We start from the raw sequence: 18,412 nt of genomic DNA on the forward strand, positions 1-18,412 counted from the left end.
GGATTATTGCTCCCTCATTAAATATTTTTGCCCAAGCCAGGCTTGTCCCAAAGACAGACCCGCATCACTCAAGGGGGCTTGTTGATTAAGATAAGGTGTCAGACCCGCCTTTTGCAATTGTCGTGTCAGCCCTTGCGATAAAATCTGGTTCAGAAAACAGCCACCGGATAAGGCCACTTGTTTGATGCCGTGCTGCTGGCAGGCTTTGCTGATCCAGTCGGTAAGGGCGGCAATGAGCGTTCCGTGAAATAGATTGGCCCCGCTGACAGCACTGCGATCACACAGTTTTTCCAGAAGGGGCAGGAAGTTGAGCTTTTCATCCTCAATCAACCAGCCTTCTTCATCAATTTCAATCTGGGTCACCAGACTCTCCAGCATCATCGGCGCTTGGCCTTCAAAGTCAGAAACTTCACTGACACCAAGCAAGGCAGCCGCCGCATCAAACAGACGTCCGGCACTACTGGTCATAGGTGCATTCAGGCCTTTTTCCAGCATCAGTTTCAAGGTTTTGCCATCGCGATTTTGAAAGCGGCTTTCAATCTCATCGGCACGGCCCATCTGATAAAGCGCACTTGCACCCATGCGCCAGGGCTCAATCGCGGCTTTGTCTGCACCGGGTTGGGCAAGTGGTTGGAAATGACCAAGTCGCGTCATGTTTAATCCGTTGACCAGCAACAATTCACCGCCCCAGCTATCGCCTTTATGACCCAGCCCAAAGCCGTCCAGTGCCACCCCGATGACCGGACCATCAATGTGATGTTCTGCGATGACCGAGGCAATATGGGCGTGGTGATGCTGCACCTGGAAATTTTCAATCTCCATCGTTTCAGCATGACGGGTGCTGGCGAAATTGGGATGCAGGTCACTGACCACCAGGTCTGGTTTGACTTTTAAAATCTGGCACATGTGATCGATGGTTTCTTCTAGAAAACAAATGCCCGACACGGTATCCAGATCCCCAATATGCTGGGACAGATAGGCATGATCATCGCGTGTGACGCAGATGGTGTTTTTCAGATATGCCCCAAGAGCGAGAACGCTTGGACCATCATTTTTCAGGATGATGGGCGAAGGCGTAAATCCACGCGCACGCCGGATAAAAGTTGGCTTGTCCCCATCCATGCGCACGACGCTGTCGTCCACCCGGATCAGAATGTCGCGGTTATGATCGACGATGATGTCGGCGATAGCGTCCAGACGAATGCGCGCTTCCTCATTATCAATCACCAAGGGCTCCCCACCCGGATTGGCGCTGGTCATCACAAGGGGCAGGCCGTTCAGCGCATCCATCAGCAAATGGTGGATGGGCGTATAAGGGAGCATGATACCGATACGCTTTAAGCCGGGGGCGATTGCATCAGGCAGCGTTCCCCGGCGAAGGCCGGGGTCTTTTTGCAGACTTGTCTGTGCTTTTGAGAGGTCCCGGCCTTCGTCGGGACACTGTTTCATTAAAAGAACAATGGGACGTTTGGGTGATTCAAGCTGGGCTTGTTCCGTTTCTGAAAGACGGGCGAATTCTTTAATCACGGAACAGTCAGGTACCATAACAGCAAAAGGCTTGGTATCCCGGTTTTTGCGTTCGCGCAAGCGTCTGATGGTGTCTTCATTTTGCGCATCACAGACCAGATGAAACCCGCCTAATCCTTTAATTGCAAGGATACGCCCTTCGCGAATTTGATCTGCTATTTCAGCGATATTATGGGACAGTTTCGGCCCACAGTCAGGGCAGCAGGTCGGTTGGGCATGAAAACGGCGATTGGCCGGATCATGATATTCTGCCTCACATGCTGCGCACATTTTGAAGTCTGCCATGGATGTCTGTGGGCGGTCATAGGGCAGGGATCGGGTGATGGTATAGCGCGGTCCGCAATGGGTGCAGTTGATGAAGGGATAGCCAAAGCGGCGGTTATCCGGATCGCACATTTCTGCCAGACAATCCGGGCAGGTGCCGCTGTCGGGCGGGATATCGGTCAGCACGTCGGTTTGCCGGCTTTGCTGAATGATAAATCCTTCTTCATGGGCAATCAGGTCCAGGTCATGGGCCTTGATATGATCAATGCGTGACAGCTGCGGGCGTTGTTTATAAAGTTCGCTCGCAAAAATTTCAGTCTTGATGCCCTGAACTTCCACCAGAACCCCTTCGCCATCATTCAGCACCCAACCCGTCAGGCCGAGTTCGCTCGCCAGGCTGTAGATGAAGGGGCGAAAACCCACCCCCTGCACAGACCCGTTGATGCGAAACTGTTTTCGCTTAATTTTTTGCAGCATCGACACCGGATTTGATCCAGTCATACCATGCATCCAGCCCATCCCCGTTGGTGGAGGACAGCTGAAAGACTTTTAGGTCAGGGTTCACACGATGGGCGTAATTGATACAGGCCTCCACATCAAAGTTCAGATAGGGCAAAAGATCGGTCTTGGTCAGAATCATAATGTCCGCAGCGGCAAACATATCGGGATATTTGATCGGTTTGTCTTCGCCTTCGGTCACAGAAAGGATGGCAACCTTGTGGGCTTCCCCCAGGTCAAAACCAGCCGGGCAGACCAGATTGCCGACATTTTCGATAAACAATACGCCTTCGGTGGGTAGATCAATGCGGTCCATGGCTTGCCCGATCATATCGGCATCCAGATGGCAGCCTTTTCCGGTATTGACCTGCAGGGCCTGCACGCCTGTTTCGCGGATGCGGTCCGCATCATTGGCGGTTTGCTGATCGCCTTCGATCACCGCAATGGGCAGGTCGGCTTTCAGGTCATTGATGGACCGGGTCAAAAGGGTCGTTTTGCCAGAACCGGGGGAAGAGACAAGGTTCAGCGCAAAGATACCTGCTTCTTTCAAGCGGTCCCGGTTATGAAGGGCAAGATGGTCGTTTTTGCTGAGGATATCCTGTTCAATGGCGATCAGGCGTTTTTCATCCATGCCGGGCACTGAAACGCCTGCTTCATTTTCTCCAAAATGCATCGTATCATGATGATGGTGGTGGTGATGGGAGTGGCTGTGATCATGGTGATGGTGATGATCGTGGCTATGGCTATGGCCTTCTTCCATTTTGGATGTTCCACATCCGCAAACCGTACACATTAATCGACCTCCAGTTCTTTAATTCTCATTTCATCGCCGCCGGAAATATGCAGCTTGTAACTGCCGCATTTGGGGCATTCTGCAATGCGTGATGTGATTTCCATATTTTCCCCGCAATTGGCGCAGATCGCCTGACCGGGAATTTCGATGATTTCCAGCTTGGCCCCGTCTGCAATGGTATCTTTCATGACCGTATCAAAGCAGAAAGCCATGGCTTCCGGTTCTACGTGGGACAGTTGCCCGATTTCTAGCCAGACGGTTTTTACACTGGTGAAATTGTTCATGCGTGCATGATCTTCAATAATATTCAACACGCCTTGTGTGAGCGACAGTTCATGCATTTAGCAGGCATCCTCAATCTTGATCTCAAAGCCAACGCACGGGTCCAGCGTGGTGATGGCAAGTTTAGCATACTGTTCCAGATGGTTCTTATCTGATCCATCCATCCCCAGAAGGGTTTGTTTTAAAACACCATCTGGATGAAAGTTCCATTCGGTCGGGGCAAGGATACGATAACGCTGGATTATGTCATTTTCTGAATCAAGCCAGACGCGATGGATCAACTGGCCGCGCACGGCTTCCACCTGTCCCAGACCTTTGTGTGTTGGTTTGGTGTGAAAGGGTGTCTGATCAATGCTTAGGGCTTCAATGGCCTTATCCATTTCATCCAGAGCTTCGGCCAGATCAATCAGTCTGGCAACCAGTCGCCCCTGACTTTGTGGCAGTGACTTAACAAGCGGATGATTGATCTGACGGGCGTAAGGCCCGGTTTCATAGCAAGTATTGTTGCAGGTCGGGCGGGCGATGAAAGCTTCGGCGTTGTCCTGATCCAGTTGTTTAGAAAGAAAAGTGCGATCAAGCGTCGGGATCATTTTGGGGGCGGGCCAGTTTAATGCGTAATCCTGCCAGGCTTTCAGACACTGGGCAGGCAAACTGTCATTTGCTACCAGCCATTCCTGATAGGAGCGGGCATCGCACAGCGTCTGGAATTTATCAATGGCACCGTCGAAAATACAGATATCCAGTCGGGCACGTAGCATGATCATATGGCTGCGCAGGGATTTCATATCGACCTGAAGCGGTGCGCCGCCTATACGGTCATTTTGGCCGCCTTCGAACAGGTGAATTTTAAAACTGGTACAAAGATCGCGAATATCGCGCACATCCGCCAGCCCATCAGACAAGCCAGCCAGTTTCGGCCAGTTGACCAGCAGGCACATGGCGGTTTCAGAAACGGTTTCTGCATTGATCAGTAGCTTGCGTGCCGCGATATGGGCCGGGCTGGGGCTGACGCCTGTGGCTTCTTCAATCGCCATCAGGCCCGCTTGTAACTGGGATGTGCCGCACAGACTGAACAGCAGGGGCAGCAGGGCCGTGGCTTTTGCCGTTGATTTTTGTTCCAGCATTCTGGCAGCCATCGCCGTGCGATCAGAGCGGATATCCACCTCTGATACCATTCCTTCGTCAAGATGAAGGTGGAGCGATATTTTTTCGGCGCCAAGTGTCATTCTTTATTTTGCTACCCTGTTAAAAAAAGTGGTGCGCCATGGATGGCGAAAAAGATCGGGATGACGCACCACCAGCAGACAAATGATCTATGGAAAACTTCGGTCGATGGAAGTTAATCACCTGCCCTTGCTTTGATTACCGCAAAAGCTATGCCATATCAGTCATTGAGATTCTGTGTTTGGAATCAAATGGGTAGTTATATTTTATTTGCTGCATGTTGTACGGCATGGACTCTTACTTTCCAATTTGTGGAAAGTGAATAACCACTAATGAACGGTGCAGGCCATGCAGGGGTCAAACGATCGCACGATATGCTGCACATTGACCGGGTCGTCCTCACCATTATGGATCGGTGTATTTTCAAGGGCGTTTTCCAGTGGGCCAGTCTGGTCCATATGATCACGCGGGGAGAAATTCCAGGTGGTGGGTGCGATGATCTGATAGTTGCTGATGACGTCATATTCGATGGTCATCCAGTGACCCAGGGTTCCACGTGCAGCTTCGACAAATCCGAAGGCCTGACCTTCGCGTGGGAAGTTTGTTTCCACAAAAAATTCCCCATCCGGATTGATCTGATCAACCCAACTTTCCATCTCGATCACCAGTTCGGCCATTTCCCAGACCCGGGCGAAAATCCGATTTTCAACGGTGCTGGCATTTTGGTCATAAGAGGCTTTGAACAGGTCATGGCCGTTCACCACATGACGGGCAAGCGCACCGACTTCGCAGCGTGCACCATCCAGACGCGGTGCCTTGCACCAGCTGTAGGCATCGGCCTTATCCAGAAACGGATCGGTTGATCCTTCAAACGGCATCTGGATCATCTGTCCACCCATAAAGCTATGGGTGATATCTTCACGGATATCATCCACGGGCAGGGGCTGAAGCTGTTGGTCTTTGTAAAGCCCTTGTTGGAAAAGCGGACCGTCGATGCCGTCAAAACCACCGCCACTAATCAGACCGGATTTGGTTTTGCCGATTTCATTTAGGCCAATGTCTTTACTGGCTTTAAGAAACGTTCCGAGATCACCGTCCTTGATGTCATCAAAGGCGGACAATTTCATCACATCTTCCAGCGTGCCGTTAAAAACTGATTGTTCCAGAAAGCGACGAAAGCCCCGCAGGATGGATTTCAGTTTCAGCTTTTCCGCTGTCTTGATGGTTTGTGTGGTGCCACCCGGGCGGATGGTCAGGGTGTGGGGCCATTTGCCCGCCAGCACGCCCATGATGTGGAGAAGGCGGGTTCTGGCTTCCAGCATTTCGGCTTGCGCAGGCCCTGTTTCTGCCTTGAACCGTTTGGCGTCATCAAACCAGCTGCGACCCTGATAGATATCACGGGCGAAGTCAGGCATGAAGAACATGTAAAAATGGGTCAGGTGGTTGGACAGGACCTCACAAGCCAAAATCAGATTGGTGATCAGTTGCCCATTGATAGGGGCTTCCACCCCGCTGAGGTTTGCCAGGACTTTTGCAGCTGCAACCGATTGGGAAACTGAACAAATCCCGCAAATACGTGGGGCAATGGTCAGCGCATCCATCGGCGCACGATTGACCATCACTGTTTCCATGCCGCGAAACATGGGGGAATTGACCCGAGCAGATGTCACCTGTGTGTCGGTGCGATCCAATTCAATTTCCAAATGGCCTTCAACGCGCGAAAAGGGGCCGTAGAGTGTGCGGGTCATCAGTTCTTGGCCTTTTTGCGGGTGGGTTGATGGACGATTTTGGACGCATGGGCATTTTCCCGTACCCTTTCCGGCGTGGCCGATTTGGACAATGCCGCCAATGCCACAAACCAGGCCTTGGGCATGTCGCTTGGCAGACCAACCGGAATGCCTGCGACCTTGGCGGTTTCAAGAAACGGTGATCCTGTGTCTTCAAAGCCGGGCATGGTGCAGGCGATACAGGTATAGCTGCCCTGAAGACAGGACCCATTGCCATTCCAGGGGCGGATGTTGCAATCACCAAGGGCTTGCGTGCCCTTGCAGCCCAGATTTTCCATCAGGCAGCCTTGGTCCGTATCGGTTGCCGCACTGGCTTTAAATTCATAATATTCGTTGCGTGGACAGCCATGATGAGCCAGATGACCAAAATAAGCCAGCGGTCTTCCTTCCGGGTCAATGTCTTCTGCGCGCAAGGCATCAGTTGCCACACAAGATAAGGTTTCCACAATCCAGTCTGGATGAGGCGCACAGCCTGGGATATTTATGACGGGAAAGCCCGCACCCGATAGATATTCACTGCCCAATAATCCACCAATTTGGTCGGTGTGATATTGCAGGCCCGTTGCTTCCAGACGGTCATCACCTGCCATGGGGATGCCGCCATATGTGGCGCAACTGCCCACAGCCAGACAGTATTGGGTCTTGGCGGCAAGCTCAAATATCCATTGCGCCATGGGTTTGTCTGAGCCGCTCAGCATCTGATAGCGGCCCGTACCATTGGGGCCTAAAAGCGGGGTGCCTTCAATGATCAGCAGATCAAGCTGGGTTTTACCCGTGAGGATATCATCTAACGTTTCGATAACGGACGTGCCGGACAGTTCACTAAAGACAGGATGCCACAGGAAATCAATGCCAACGTCCTTGAATGTATCCAGCATGTTGGCCCCGTCATAGCCCAACATCGACATGGAACATCCACCACAGGCACCGCATTGTAACCAAAGGGCATTTGTTCTTTTCATAGTGACCTAAATCAACTCTATTCCCAAATAGACATGCTACTTTATAGAATAGAACCGACAAGAATGTCTATTGTGTGGCAGGAGGGGGCGATGAAATACTTAGCAGCCGATACGGTCTTCTATATCATTATGAAAGCACGGGAATTCGACGTGAAAGTCGAACCGGAAGGCATGGGGCGCGATTCAGATGCGGTGGATGATGGTTGTCTGGAAATTCTGGAAGATTATGGCGATGACGCCACAGAAGATGAACTTCATGAAGCACTCGCCAACCTGAATGAAGACCAGCTTCATGAACTGGTTGCCTTGATGTGGCTGGGACGTGGCACCTATTCCAAAGAGGAATGGGCCGACGCGCAAAAAGAAGCTTATGACGCGGACCCCACCGCCAAATCGTCGCCTGAATATCTGATGGGGGAACCGTTATTGTCCGACTATCTGGAAGAAGGTTTGTCGGTAATGGGCGTGTCCATTGAAGAGTTTGAAGTGGGACGGCTTTAGATTAGTAAATAAAGTCATCCCTGGCTTTGATATCGTCATCCCTGCGCAGGCAGGGATCTCATTTCGGATTGGGAGATTCCTGCCTTCGCAGGAATGACGGGTGTTTAGCACAGGGATGACAATGGAAAGAGAGTAAGAACGACTTGGTTTACCTAGGCCGACTTCACACCGGACAGGAAGGTTTGCACGATGGAACGTAGGTTGACCGATTGATCGTTCAATTGATCTGAAGCCTGCAAGACTTCTTTTGATGCTTTGCCCGTATCATTTGCCGCCTGGTTCACTTCGATAATATTGTCGGTGACTTCCTGTGTGCCTTGGGACGCCTGTTCAATATTGCGGGTGATTTCCTGTGTGGCGGCACTTTGTTCTTCCACGGCGGCGGCCACGCCATTGGCAATCTCGTTCATTTCCGTGATTACCTGGTTGATCTCGACAATCGCGTTCACCGTTGCATCACTGACGCTTTGAATGGCGTGCACATGTGCGCCAATTTCTTGGGTTGCATGGCTGGTTTGGGTGGCGAGTGATTTCACTTCACTGGCAACAACTGCAAAGCCTTTGCCCATTTCCCCTGCACGGGCAGCTTCGATGGTGGCATTCAGCGCCAGCATATTGGTCTGATCCGCAATCTCCGCAATGAGTTTGGAAGCTTCGCTGATCTGCCCGGCTGTTTGTGACAGGGAATTTACTGTGGCTTGTGTGGCGTTGGCTTTTTCCGCAGCCTTTTGCGCGATGTTGGTGGAAACGACAACTTGCGATCCCACTTCCTGAATGGAAGCGGTAAGTTCTTCAGCGGCCGCTGCCACCGTCTGCACGTTGGAACTTGTTTGTTCAGAAGCACCGGCAACTGCAGTTGCTTGCGAACTTGTCTGTTCTGCCGTTGCCGACATGCCGTTTGCGGTCATATCCAGTTGTTTTGCCGCAGAAGCAACAGATTCAAGGGCAGTATTCACGCCCATATCAAAGTCATTTGCCAGTTTCTGGATGAGGGCTGCGCGTTCTTTCTGTTTTTCTTCTTCAAAACGTTGTTGCTGAGCAAGCCGTTCATTTTCAATCAACTGTTCGCGGAAATATTCAACGCTATGGGCCATGTCGCCCATTTCATCGCGGCGATCCAGCAAAGGAACGGGCGTGGATGTATCACCCTGAGACAGGAATTTCATGGACCCGGACAGAGCCGTGATGCTTTTGCGGATATCGCGCGAAACGAAATAGATGAAGATCGATAAAACAATGGTACCGATCAAAAAGATTGCTGCTGCTTTCAAGGCTTCACTGATAAAGGTTGTTTCAACGGAATCGATATAAACACCAGTGCCTACAACCCAGCCCCAGGGCTGATAAAGTTTGATGTAAGAAACCTTGGCAACCGGGTCTTCATGACCGGGCTTGGGCCAGTTATACTGAATGGAACCTTCGCCTTTTGCTTTGGCAAGTTCAACTACCTGGCGGAACAGCTGCTGACCATCTGCAGTTTTGTAATCGTATAGATTCTGACCGTTTAAGTGGGGTTTGAGGGGATGGGTGACAATCACGGCATCCAGATCATTGGTCCACAAATAATCGTTATCAGCATAACGGATGGCGTTAATGACATCTTTGGCACGCATCTGTGCGGCTTCAAGGGTCAGTGTTCCTTTATTTACCTGGGCATCAAACTCAGTAATGACTTCGATTGTGGCTTCAACCATATTACGGGCCTGACGTTCACGTTCATGCATCAGGTTTTCGTGTAAGGCGCTGAGACCAAGATAAGTTGTCAGGATCATACCCAATAGGGACAATCCCATAATGATGCCGAGCTTGCGCGCAAGCCGAATGTTTCCAAGTGCCATTTTCTTTGCCTTTCTTTGCATAAGGCGTAGTTCTTATTTTGTGCGGTGTTAATTTTTTGTGTGAAATATTTCAGAATATTTCTTTTATAATGATTATAGATGTAATGTTGCGGCGCACAATATAAAATTATACTTTAGTTCATATCTAATCTAATTAGTTTATATCTTATTGATTGAGAAGATCTTTTGAAACTAAATTACATTTTTTGCAATGCAATAATTCTATTCTTTCAAGACCCAACTGTCTGGGATGCCACGGTCTTGGGCAATCGCTTTGCCGTTCTCGGCTTCGGACTGACTAAGCGGGCCAACTAACACGCGAGAGTAGGTGGTGCCGTTGACGTCAACCGGTTTGACAAAGGCATTTTCCATTCCGGCAAGGGTGATGCGGTCCTGGGCATAATTCGGTTCAGAAAAGCTGCCCAAAACCAGATAGTACCCGGCAGGCCCGTCGCTTGGGCCCAGTTCGATCGGTCCGGTTGGTCCGGCTTCCGGTGCCAGTTCATCACTGTAAGGCGCGCCGTGGGCAGATTCGAAGGCCGCCATGTCGTTGTAGCCTTCCGGGGAACCCGTGCGAACCTGGGCTTCCAGTTGCATGGGGGCAAGTTCGTCATATGCACCAGGTGCAGGCATTTCAGCGCCCATCATATCACCAGATGGGGCCATCGTATCGGCCTGTTGCGGCATGGCTTTGCCATCGATCAGTTTCTGGATCAACTGGCTTTCATCAGCAACGGCTGGCTGGATTTGTCCTTCGACCACCAATTGGGCGATATTATCCTGCGTCAACTGACCTGTTGCCAGCAGCAGTTGATAATTGGCCAGGCGGTGGGAATAATCAGATGAGGTCACCGCAATGCGTACGTTCAACAGTTCAAGGGCTGTATCCAGCACATTGATAATGGTTTCCTTACCGCTTTGCATCATTTCGTGACGTGCGTTAAAGGCTTCGCTTGCGATTTGTTCAGCTTCCTGAAGGGTACGGAAACGGCGACGTTCTGTTTCGATTAACGCATAAGCATTGCGCACCTGTTCTTCATTTTCCAGATGCTTGTGACGGCTGTCCATGAGCGCTGCGTTATAACGAAGGGCAGCGGCGCGGGTCTGGGCTTTCACGCGGTTGCCGTCAAACAGGTTCCAGTTCAGCTTTAAAAGGACAGTGCCTTCATTCTCGCTGCCATCCACACCATCAACGTTATATTTGGAATCACCGGATGCTTCTACGTCAATGCGGGGCATGGCACCGCTTTCTACAGACCCGATACGGGCCTGGGCAGCTTCGGCCACCAGTTTGGAACTTTGCAGGATCGGATTATGTTTGCGTGCCAGACGAATGGCTTCTTCCAGATTTTCCGGTACGATCTCGGTCGGTGCAAGCGGGTCCTGCATGCGATCAGATGTTGGGACCCGCTGAAAGAGCTGAAAATAACGGTTCTGCCCTTGACGTTGGGCTCCCTGATAAGCGATCAGCGCTTCGCGGGCCTGAGCCAGACGGGCGCGCGCCTGCAAAAGGTCAGCCTGAGACATACGGCCCACTTGGGATTCAGATTCAATGAAGGTTTTGATCTGTTCCACCAGCTTGACATTGGTCTGGGAAATTTCCACCAGCTTGTTCTGCAGGACAAGGTTCAGATAAGCCTGAATACCGCGAAAAATGATCCGACTTTGTTCACCGCTGAGATCGGTGAGAGTACTTTGATGAAGGACTTCGGCCCCTTTGGCTTCATAGGCGGCAAATTGACCGTCAAACAGGTTATAGGTGGCCGTCAGGTTACCTTGTACGCGGTAATCATCTTTGCTGGGCTGGTCTGTATGTTGATATCCGGTATCGCCGCTGACGGAAACTGTTGGCATGTTCAAACCATAGGCCGCGCTGATATCTTCGCGTGCCGCATCGGTCAAGGATGCTTTCGCTTTGATGGACGGGTAATTTTCCAAAAGGTAGATCAGTTCGTTTACCAATGGGTTTGCAGACGCAGAAGTGGCGATCCCCATCATCACCAATGCGCTTGCTGTACCCTGTAAAAACCGTTTTAAACCCAGTCCCATAGTCATGCCCTAGTCTTTGAATCAGATTCATAATTAGACGTTACTATAAGCTGTAAGGCTTAAAAATGCATTAACGCTCTCTAAAAGCTTCGTCTTTCAGCCGCAAAAGTGGGCGCAGGAAGAATTCCAGCACGCTGCGTCTGCCTGTCACAATATCAACCTGTGTTTCCATGCCCGTGGTGATGGGCAGGTTCACATTTACTCCGTCACCCAGGTAGGTGCGGTCAGTTGCGATGATGACCCGATAGTAAGGCACGCCATCCTCGGTTTTATCCGTATCCGGTGCGATCTGGATGACACGACCCGGCAAGGCACCATATTGCACAAAGTCATAGGCCGATACCTTAATCTTGGCAGGCAATCCTAACTGTACATAGCCCCGATCCGTCGGGCTAAGCTGGGCTTCGACCACCAGACTGTCGCGCATGGGGACCAGCTCCATGATCGGTTCACCCGGGCGGATGACTGCCCCGACGTTGGTATATTTCAGGTTCTTGACCGTACCATCAATGGGGGCGCGCACGATGGTGCGTTGTTCTTGCTCATTCGCTTGTCCCAGAACCTTTTCAATGCGCGATATTTCACGGGTGACTTTGCTGAGCTGTTCAGATGCTTTGCGTTTGTATTTCAGGCGCGTTTCATTCAACCGGGCCCGTGCTTCTTCGATATCGGCACGGGCTGCGGGGATGTCGGCATCTATGGTGCGGATGTCGCCCAGCAGGTTTTCAACCTCGGTGCTGAGTTCCAGATATTCAGACCGGGTGCCCATGCCCTTGTTCATGGCATCTTCGGCTAATGCCTGATTTTCTTCGATGATATCCAGCTTACTGGAAGCTGAATTGCGCCGCGCACGAAGAGATTCAATAGCCAGTTCTTTTTGTTTGATCTGTTTCCTGATAACGCTCAACTGACCGGAAAGTTCAGATTTACGCGCATTGAAGGCGGTCTTTTCCTGTTCGGTAATGTCCGGGCGGCGTTTGGCACTTTCGTCGGGGAATTTCACAAACGACAAGCCCTGGCTTTCTGCAACCAGACGGGCCTTTACCAGTTTAAAGCCATCCAGTTCTGTCTCCAGTTCGCTCTGGTTCAGTTTGCCGACGCCCAGTGTCAGGGTCATCAGGGCATCCCCACTGCGGATTGATTGGCCTTCGACAATATTCAGTTCTTTAATGATCCCGCCTTCAAGGTGCTGCACGGTCTTGACCTTGCCTTGGGGCACGACCCGGCCTGAAGCAATGGCAACTTCATCCAGCACGGTGGTGTGGGACCAATACCCAATGCCGCATAACAACAGAATGATAAAGCGAGAGGGATAGAGCCAGGGGGATTTCTTTTTCGATGAAATCATTTTTTTAAGCACACTCATCGGCCCATTCCTTTCAGTTTGGGCAGGATGTCCTGCGCTTTACCGCCGCCTTTGATCTGCCCGCGTTCGAGGATCATGATACTGTCTGCGACCTGAAGTAATTCCATTGAATGGGTGACCATGATGATGGTGCGCCCTTTCGCCAGCTGCTTTAACAGTTTTGCAAGTTCACGTTCTGCAATTACATCCAGATTGTTGGATGGTTCATCCAGCAATAGAATGGGCGGATCGGCCACCAATGCACGTGCCAGGGCTAGGCGTTGACGCAGGCCACCAGACAGATTTTCCCCATGTTCACCCACTTGCGTGCCATAGCCTTGTTTCATGGAAAGGATTTCATCATGCAGGCCCACCAGCTTGGTCGCTTTGGCAATGGCGGCATCATCGGGCACGGTTGGGCCCATGGACAGGTTATCTTTTATCGTGCCGCTTAAAAGCCGGGTGTCTTGTGGCAAATAGCCAAACCAACTGAGTTTTTCTTCCTCACTAAACTGGACAAGGTCGCCCTTGTCCAGAATGACGCGTCCCTGTGTCGGCACGTAAAGACCGCGCAGGATTTTCAAGAGCGTACTTTTCCCACTGCCATTGGGGCCGACAACTCCGTGCAGTCCATTTGGGCCCACACGTAAGGAAAGGCCCTTCAGGATTGGCTCGCTATCCTGATCTCCGAAACTGTAAGACAGGGTATCAAGCGCCAGGCGACCTTGCGGGCGATCCATTTCCATGGTGGCGCCTTGTTGGTCTTCGGGATAATCCAGTACCTGCTTGACCCGGCCATAGGACTGTTTGGCGGCACTTAGGGATTTCCATTGCAGGACCAACTGGTTCAATGGTTGCAGAATGCGCGCAACCAACATGTTTGCAGCGATCAAAGCACCAACGGTCATTTCCTGCTGGATAATAGCGATGGCCCCAAATCCGGTGAGTGTCACGGTGGAAGACAGCAACAGCGTTTTACCCATATTGTGATAACGGTCCGCACGTGCTGCCTTGGTGATGGAACTTTCAATGGTCTTGGCCTGACGTTCTTCCCAGATTTGACCCAGGTGCGTGCCTAGACCCAAAGCTTTGATGGTGGTTCGGTCTGTGATCATTTCCGTAATCAAAGCATCACGGCGAAGGGTGGCATTTCGTTCCGCCATGGTGGAACTGCGCGCTGAAAGGCTGGACAGAAATGCCAGCAGAATAAATAGCGGAACAATGATCAACAACGCCCAGGCCAGCGGTTTGGCAATGGCAACGATCAGCACAATTCCGATGACGGCAAAAGGCAAGTCGGCAAGCAAGATGGCTGCGATACCGGAAAGGGCCGTTCGGATATTATCCACATCGCGAAACAGCGATTGCCAGAAGGCAGACGGGCGACGTTCCAGAACACGAAGGGGCAGAGCGGTGAATTTGTGGAACAGGCGTTTGGCCAGCGTCGCATCAATGCGCATGGCCGCGTCCTGCAACAGACCGGACCTTGCTTGTCGAAGGATAAAGTCAAACAGGATCACCCCCGCCATCCCGATGACGAGCCCTTGCAGGGTGGAAAGGCCAGCCTGTGCAATCACGCGGTCATAGACCTGCAGGATAAAGATTGGCACGGCAAAAGCCAGTATATTCACCACCAATGTTGCGGCAAATATTTCCCCCAGGATCGGAAAAAGGGGCGCAAAGGCGCTTCTGAATAATCCCTTTTCTTCGTCTTGATCCATGTGTTTTCCCTTAAAAATCACGTATTTCGACAGAATAGGAGTGACAGAGAAAGCTTTACATTCGGTTAAGGCATCCTTTTTGCAAAGGTGTTAACCAAGATTTGATAATTACTGGTTAAGAAGGTACACTAACTGTGCATCTTTTGTAAGGATGAACCATGCCACAAGACTTTCTTTTTGACCTGAATGCCTTTGGGGAACGCGGTGTTGAACTTGCGCAACTGGCAGGCAGTGAAGAAGCCGCAGGTCGTATCGAGACCTTAAGCGGCAGTGTCACTGTGCGTCGCCTCAATGGAGAAACAGCTTCATTGGCGGAAGGTGATGAGATTTTCATGGGCGATACTTTGGATGTCGCAGGCAATGGCAGTGTCGGTGTGATCTTTGCCGATGATACCACACTTGCATTGGGCAGTGGTGCCCAGATGATCATAGATGAAATGGTCTATGATCCGGCCAATGAAAGTGGCTCGCTCGCCCTGACAGTGGCAGATGGTGTGTTTTCATTCGTATCGGGACAGATTGCCAAGACCCAGGATGAAGCCATGGTTATCAATACCCCGGTTGCCACCATCGGTATCCGTGGGACGAAGGGGGCCGGTATTGCCGCGCAGGAAGGCAGCGAAAACCGCATTACCCTGATGCCGGAAGATGACGGGCAGACGGGGGAGATTATTGTTCGAAATGACGCAGGCGTTCAGGTCTTGAACCAGCCCGGCCAATCCCTTGCTTTCAATAGCCGTTTTGCACCCCCACCGCCACCCAGCCTGATGTCTGAAAGTGAAATGCAGGCAGCGTACGGCAGTGCGTTGAATGTCATGCCGCCACCACCAAGACGACGAGGCGGGAATGAGGGACAAGCAGCCCAAAATGGCGAGGATGCGGCGTCAGCCGAAGGTGAGGCCCCGCCCGAAGACGGCGAGCAGGTCGCACAGGAAGGTGACCCCACTCAGGATGGTGAAGCGGTGCCAGCCGACGAGGTCATTGCAGAAGAAATTCCTGTTGAAGATGCGCCACCTGAAGAAGGACTGGCTGCTGAACAAGACAGCATGTTTGCCGATGTCGGTGGGCCACTAGGTGAAGCGCCAGTTGGTGAACCCATTGAGGGCGGTGAAGGTGATGGCGATCTGATCGGTGGTGCCGGCGGTGATGTGTTTGGTAGTGGTCAGATTGGTGGCGACGTTGGCGGTGAGGGATTGGGGTTTGGTGATATTGGCCTGACGGATCCAAATGATCTTTTGGGTGATCCAACTGGTGAAGAAGTCCCGTTTCAGGAGGCGCCGCCGAAAGAAGAGGCGTCAACTGATAACAACCAAACAGAAACGCAAACCACACAAACGACAACCAGTATCAACACAGTCGTTGGCACGTCAGCAGGTGAGCAGGTTTTAGGTTCAACAGGAAATGATTCTATTTCAGGTCTTGCCGGGCATGATTGGATATTGGGCGATGGCGGGAACGATATTATTGACGGTGGGGACGGCGATGACGTCATCTACGGGGATGAGCCTGTCATTGGTCGAGCAACGACCGATACTTTCGGTCTGGAAGTTACGACCGGTTCCACTATGGATACGCACTCTTACAATTTGACCGCGACAAACAGTGATCGGGTTGCTTTTAGTACCAGTGGGGCGCTGGATGCACTGGACACCAATGCCACGAACGACGCTTACATTAAAACTTTGTCAGATGGCAGCATAACCTGGATTTCGCACAAGGCAGATGGTGGTGTATCAAACGGTGCGAGCACATCTGTGCAACTTTCTGGCGATGGCAAATATGCGTTTTTCCTAAGTACGGCAACAGACCTGGCGGTAACATCAAGTGATACGGATGCACAATTATATCGTTTGGATATCGCAAATGAAACATTGGAACTGGTTTCTGCTGATTCTGGTGCAACAGAGGGTACTTCAGCAGTTTTGAATTACTCTGTTTCAGATGATGGTAATTTGATCGCCTTTGAAAGTACGTCCACCTATGGTGATACGCAGGATATCAATGCTGTCAGTGATGTTTTCATCAAAAATATGACAACAGGCGCCCTCACGTTGGTTAGTATCGAAACGGACAATGATACGGATGGGGTGTATGGATCGTTCGCACCGGTTATTTCAGGTGATGGGACCAAAGTGGTTTATTACAGTGAGGCCGATGGACTATCAGCATCGGACGGCGACTTTTCCAAGGATGTTTATATTTACGATGTCGCCTCACAAACCAATACTTTGATATCCGTTTCTACAGCGAGTGTTAAAGGCGATGCGGATTCAAAAGATGTTGATGTGTCAAGCGATGGTCAGTGGGTCGTTTTTGCAAGCACGGCGACCAACTTGATTGATGGCAGTACGGATGCACAGGCATATGCAGATATTTTTCTGCGTGATACGGTCAATAATACCACGGTGAAAGTTACCGATAATTATCTTAGCGCTGAGTCTGATGGCGACTCTTTTATGCCGTCTGTTTCTGATGATGGCCGCTACGTTGTTTTTTATTCAGCAGCAACGGATATGGTTCAGACAGACCCGAACGGTGCCAGTCATGATGTGTTTATCAAAGACATGGTGACCAATGAAGTACGTGCACTAAATACCCCCTTGGCGGGCACGGCAAACGGCTATGGTAATTTCGAAGGTCATATTTCAAATGACGGTTCTGTGGTCATGTTTTATTCGACCAGTGCATTGGTGCCTGGAGAAACAGATGGGGCAGGTGATATCTTTTTGGCGTCCAATCCTTTCATTGCGGAAACGGGCGGTGGTAATGATACCATTAACGGGGGTGCGGGGAATGACACCTTAGCAGGCGGTAGTGGCGATGATACATACCAATTCGACACCGGTTTCGGTTTGGATACGATTGTTGATTCCAGCGGAACGGATACAATCAACTTCTCAGATGTTGTGATCGAGACCGGGAACGAAACATTGTCGGATATATCGGCCGCTGACATTACTAAAATGGATGACGTTGATGTTTCTCGCTCAGGTGATAATCTCACTATTAAGGTTGATGCATCAAATCAGGTTGTCATTGTCGATCAATTTGCAGGCAATGAAGTTGAAACTGTTCATACAGATGGCCAAACCTTTAATTTCGCGATCACGTCGGCAGGGGGCAGCACAAACGATATTCTGGTCGCAGTCTCTTCAGGAAGTGGCAATTTACAAGGTTTTGCAGGTGAGGACGGGATTTTCGGGAATGTTGGTGCAGATTTAATTGATGGTGGCGCCGACCGAGACCTTCTTAAGGGAAATGATGGGAATGATACCATCCTTGGCGGCGATGGAGGAGATGCCCTGTTAGGTGGGAATGGTGACGACACCTTGATTGGCGGTACGGGGAATGATTTTGTCTACGGTGGTGCAGGTGCAGATAATTTCCGCTTTGACGCATCAAGCGGCTTGGACAGAGTCTATGATTTCACAACGGGAACTGATAAGATTCAGATTGATTTCGCTTCTTTTTCTATTTCAATTACAACAGCAAACCCGATAACGTTCGAGCAAATTGGCGGCACTTATGATGGTACCAATGCTGCTTCTGGTGCACATGTCGTGTTAGATGGCAATGGCGACCTTTATGTGGACAATAATGGAACAGCAAGTGATGGCTATTCGGTTATTGCTACTTTGGATACGCCAACGGTTGCGGTAAGTGACATTGAAGATGTTTAGC

At 50.9% G+C, this 18,412-nt stretch carries 12 protein-coding genes; 2 read left to right on the forward strand and 10 right to left on the reverse strand.

Going from position 1 to position 18,412, the window contains the following annotated elements; translation table 11 throughout:
- Positions 1-3: 3 nt before the first annotated feature.
- The 6 genes from hypF to RYZ26_RS01785 all read right to left on the reverse strand — a co-directional run bounded on the left by hypF (position 4) and on the right by RYZ26_RS01785 (position 7,277).
- Positions 4-2,292: a carbamoyltransferase HypF gene (gene hypF, locus RYZ26_RS01760; RefSeq protein ID WP_317681411.1), complete on the reverse strand. Its 2,289-nt coding sequence runs from the start codon at positions 2,290-2,292 to the stop codon at positions 4-6.
- Positions 2,252-3,082, reverse strand: a complete 831-nt coding sequence (gene hypB, locus RYZ26_RS01765; RefSeq protein ID WP_317681412.1) for a hydrogenase nickel incorporation protein HypB — start codon at positions 3,080-3,082, stop codon at positions 2,252-2,254. Before hypB ends, hypF begins: the two co-directional genes overlap by 41 nt.
- Positions 3,082-3,423, reverse strand: coding sequence for a hydrogenase maturation nickel metallochaperone HypA (hypA, locus tag RYZ26_RS01770; protein WP_317681413.1), 342 nt, complete (start codon positions 3,421-3,423; stop codon positions 3,082-3,084). The genes hypB and hypA overlap by 1 nt, the downstream gene beginning before the upstream one ends.
- Positions 3,424-4,590, reverse strand: a complete 1,167-nt coding sequence (locus RYZ26_RS01775; protein WP_317681414.1) for a nickel-dependent hydrogenase large subunit — start codon at positions 4,588-4,590, stop codon at positions 3,424-3,426. It lies immediately after the preceding gene.
- Positions 4,591-4,857: 267 nt separating this feature from the next.
- Complete coding sequence (locus tag RYZ26_RS01780) at positions 4,858-6,276, reverse strand: nickel-dependent hydrogenase large subunit (RefSeq protein WP_317681415.1); 1,419 nt, start codon at positions 6,274-6,276, stop codon at positions 4,858-4,860.
- Positions 6,276-7,277, reverse strand: a complete 1,002-nt coding sequence (locus tag RYZ26_RS01785) for an NADH-quinone oxidoreductase subunit B family protein (RefSeq protein WP_317681416.1) — start codon at positions 7,275-7,277, stop codon at positions 6,276-6,278. Before RYZ26_RS01785 ends, RYZ26_RS01780 begins: the two co-directional genes overlap by 1 nt.
- Positions 7,278-7,367: 90 nt before the next feature.
- Between RYZ26_RS01785 and RYZ26_RS01790 the strand changes: the two genes are divergently transcribed.
- Positions 7,368-7,778, forward strand: a complete 411-nt coding sequence (locus tag RYZ26_RS01790; protein WP_317681417.1) for a DUF3775 domain-containing protein — start codon at positions 7,368-7,370, stop codon at positions 7,776-7,778.
- 152 nt (positions 7,779-7,930) lie between these two features.
- Here RYZ26_RS01790 and RYZ26_RS01795 read toward each other — a convergent pair whose 3' ends face one another.
- From RYZ26_RS01795 to RYZ26_RS01810, 4 genes are all read right to left on the reverse strand, one after another.
- The gene (locus RYZ26_RS01795; RefSeq protein WP_317681419.1) at positions 7,931-9,616 is read right to left on the reverse strand and encodes a methyl-accepting chemotaxis protein; all 1,686 of its coding nucleotides are present in this window, start codon (positions 9,614-9,616) and stop codon (positions 7,931-7,933) included.
- 222 nt (positions 9,617-9,838) lie between these two features.
- Entirely contained in the window at positions 9,839-11,671 is a 1,833-nt protein-coding gene (locus tag RYZ26_RS01800; protein WP_317681420.1) for a TolC family protein, read from the reverse strand.
- 64 nt (positions 11,672-11,735) lie between these two features.
- Entirely contained in the window at positions 11,736-13,031 is a 1,296-nt protein-coding gene (locus tag RYZ26_RS01805; RefSeq protein WP_317681421.1) for an HlyD family type I secretion periplasmic adaptor subunit, read from the reverse strand.
- Positions 13,028-14,731: a peptidase domain-containing ABC transporter gene (locus RYZ26_RS01810; RefSeq protein ID WP_317681423.1), complete on the reverse strand. Its 1,704-nt coding sequence runs from the start codon at positions 14,729-14,731 to the stop codon at positions 13,028-13,030. The genes RYZ26_RS01805 and RYZ26_RS01810 overlap by 4 nt, the downstream gene beginning before the upstream one ends.
- Positions 14,732-14,889: 158 nt before the next feature.
- On the opposite strand from RYZ26_RS01810, the gene RYZ26_RS01815 reads away from it, so the two are divergent.
- Positions 14,890-18,411 carry a hypothetical protein gene (locus tag RYZ26_RS01815; protein WP_317681424.1) on the forward strand — a complete coding sequence of 1,174 codons (3,522 nt, stop codon included), beginning with the start codon at positions 14,890-14,892 and terminating at the stop codon, positions 18,409-18,411.
- Position 18,412: the final 1 nt, after the last annotated feature.

The sequence above is a fragment of the Terasakiella sediminum genome, from assembly GCF_033100395.1.
GTDB lineage: Bacteria > Pseudomonadota > Alphaproteobacteria > Rhodospirillales > Terasakiellaceae > Terasakiella.

Excerpts from the sequence above, each read along its gene's own strand:
- RYZ26_RS01795 (WP_317681419.1), bottom strand. The coding sequence starts at position 9,616 with ATGGCACTTGGAAACATTCGGCTTGCGCGCAAGCTCGGCATCATTATG.
- hypA (WP_317681413.1), bottom strand. The coding sequence starts at position 3,423 with ATGCATGAACTGTCGCTCACACAAGGCGTGTTGAATATTATTGAAGAT.
- RYZ26_RS01800 (WP_317681420.1), bottom strand. The coding sequence starts at position 11,671 with ATGACTATGGGACTGGGTTTAAAACGGTTTTTACAGGGTACAGCAAGC.
- RYZ26_RS01790 (WP_317681417.1), top strand. The coding sequence starts at position 7,368 with ATGAAATACTTAGCAGCCGATACGGTCTTCTATATCATTATGAAAGCA.
- RYZ26_RS01805 (WP_317681421.1), bottom strand. The coding sequence starts at position 13,031 with ATGAGTGTGCTTAAAAAAATGATTTCATCGAAAAAGAAATCCCCCTGG.
- RYZ26_RS01785 (WP_317681416.1), bottom strand. The coding sequence starts at position 7,277 with ATGAAAAGAACAAATGCCCTTTGGTTACAATGCGGTGCCTGTGGTGGA.
- RYZ26_RS01780 (WP_317681415.1), bottom strand. The coding sequence starts at position 6,276 with ATGACCCGCACACTCTACGGCCCCTTTTCGCGCGTTGAAGGCCATTTG.
- RYZ26_RS01815 (WP_317681424.1), top strand. The coding sequence starts at position 14,890 with ATGCCACAAGACTTTCTTTTTGACCTGAATGCCTTTGGGGAACGCGGT.
- RYZ26_RS01810 (WP_317681423.1), bottom strand. The coding sequence starts at position 14,731 with ATGGATCAAGACGAAGAAAAGGGATTATTCAGAAGCGCCTTTGCGCCC.
- RYZ26_RS01775 (WP_317681414.1), bottom strand. The coding sequence starts at position 4,590 with ATGACACTTGGCGCCGAAAAAATATCGCTCCACCTTCATCTTGACGAA.
- hypF (WP_317681411.1), bottom strand. The coding sequence starts at position 2,292 with ATGACTGGATCAAATCCGGTGTCGATGCTGCAAAAAATTAAGCGAAAA.
- hypB (WP_317681412.1), bottom strand. The coding sequence starts at position 3,082 with ATGTGTACGGTTTGCGGATGTGGAACATCCAAAATGGAAGAAGGCCAT.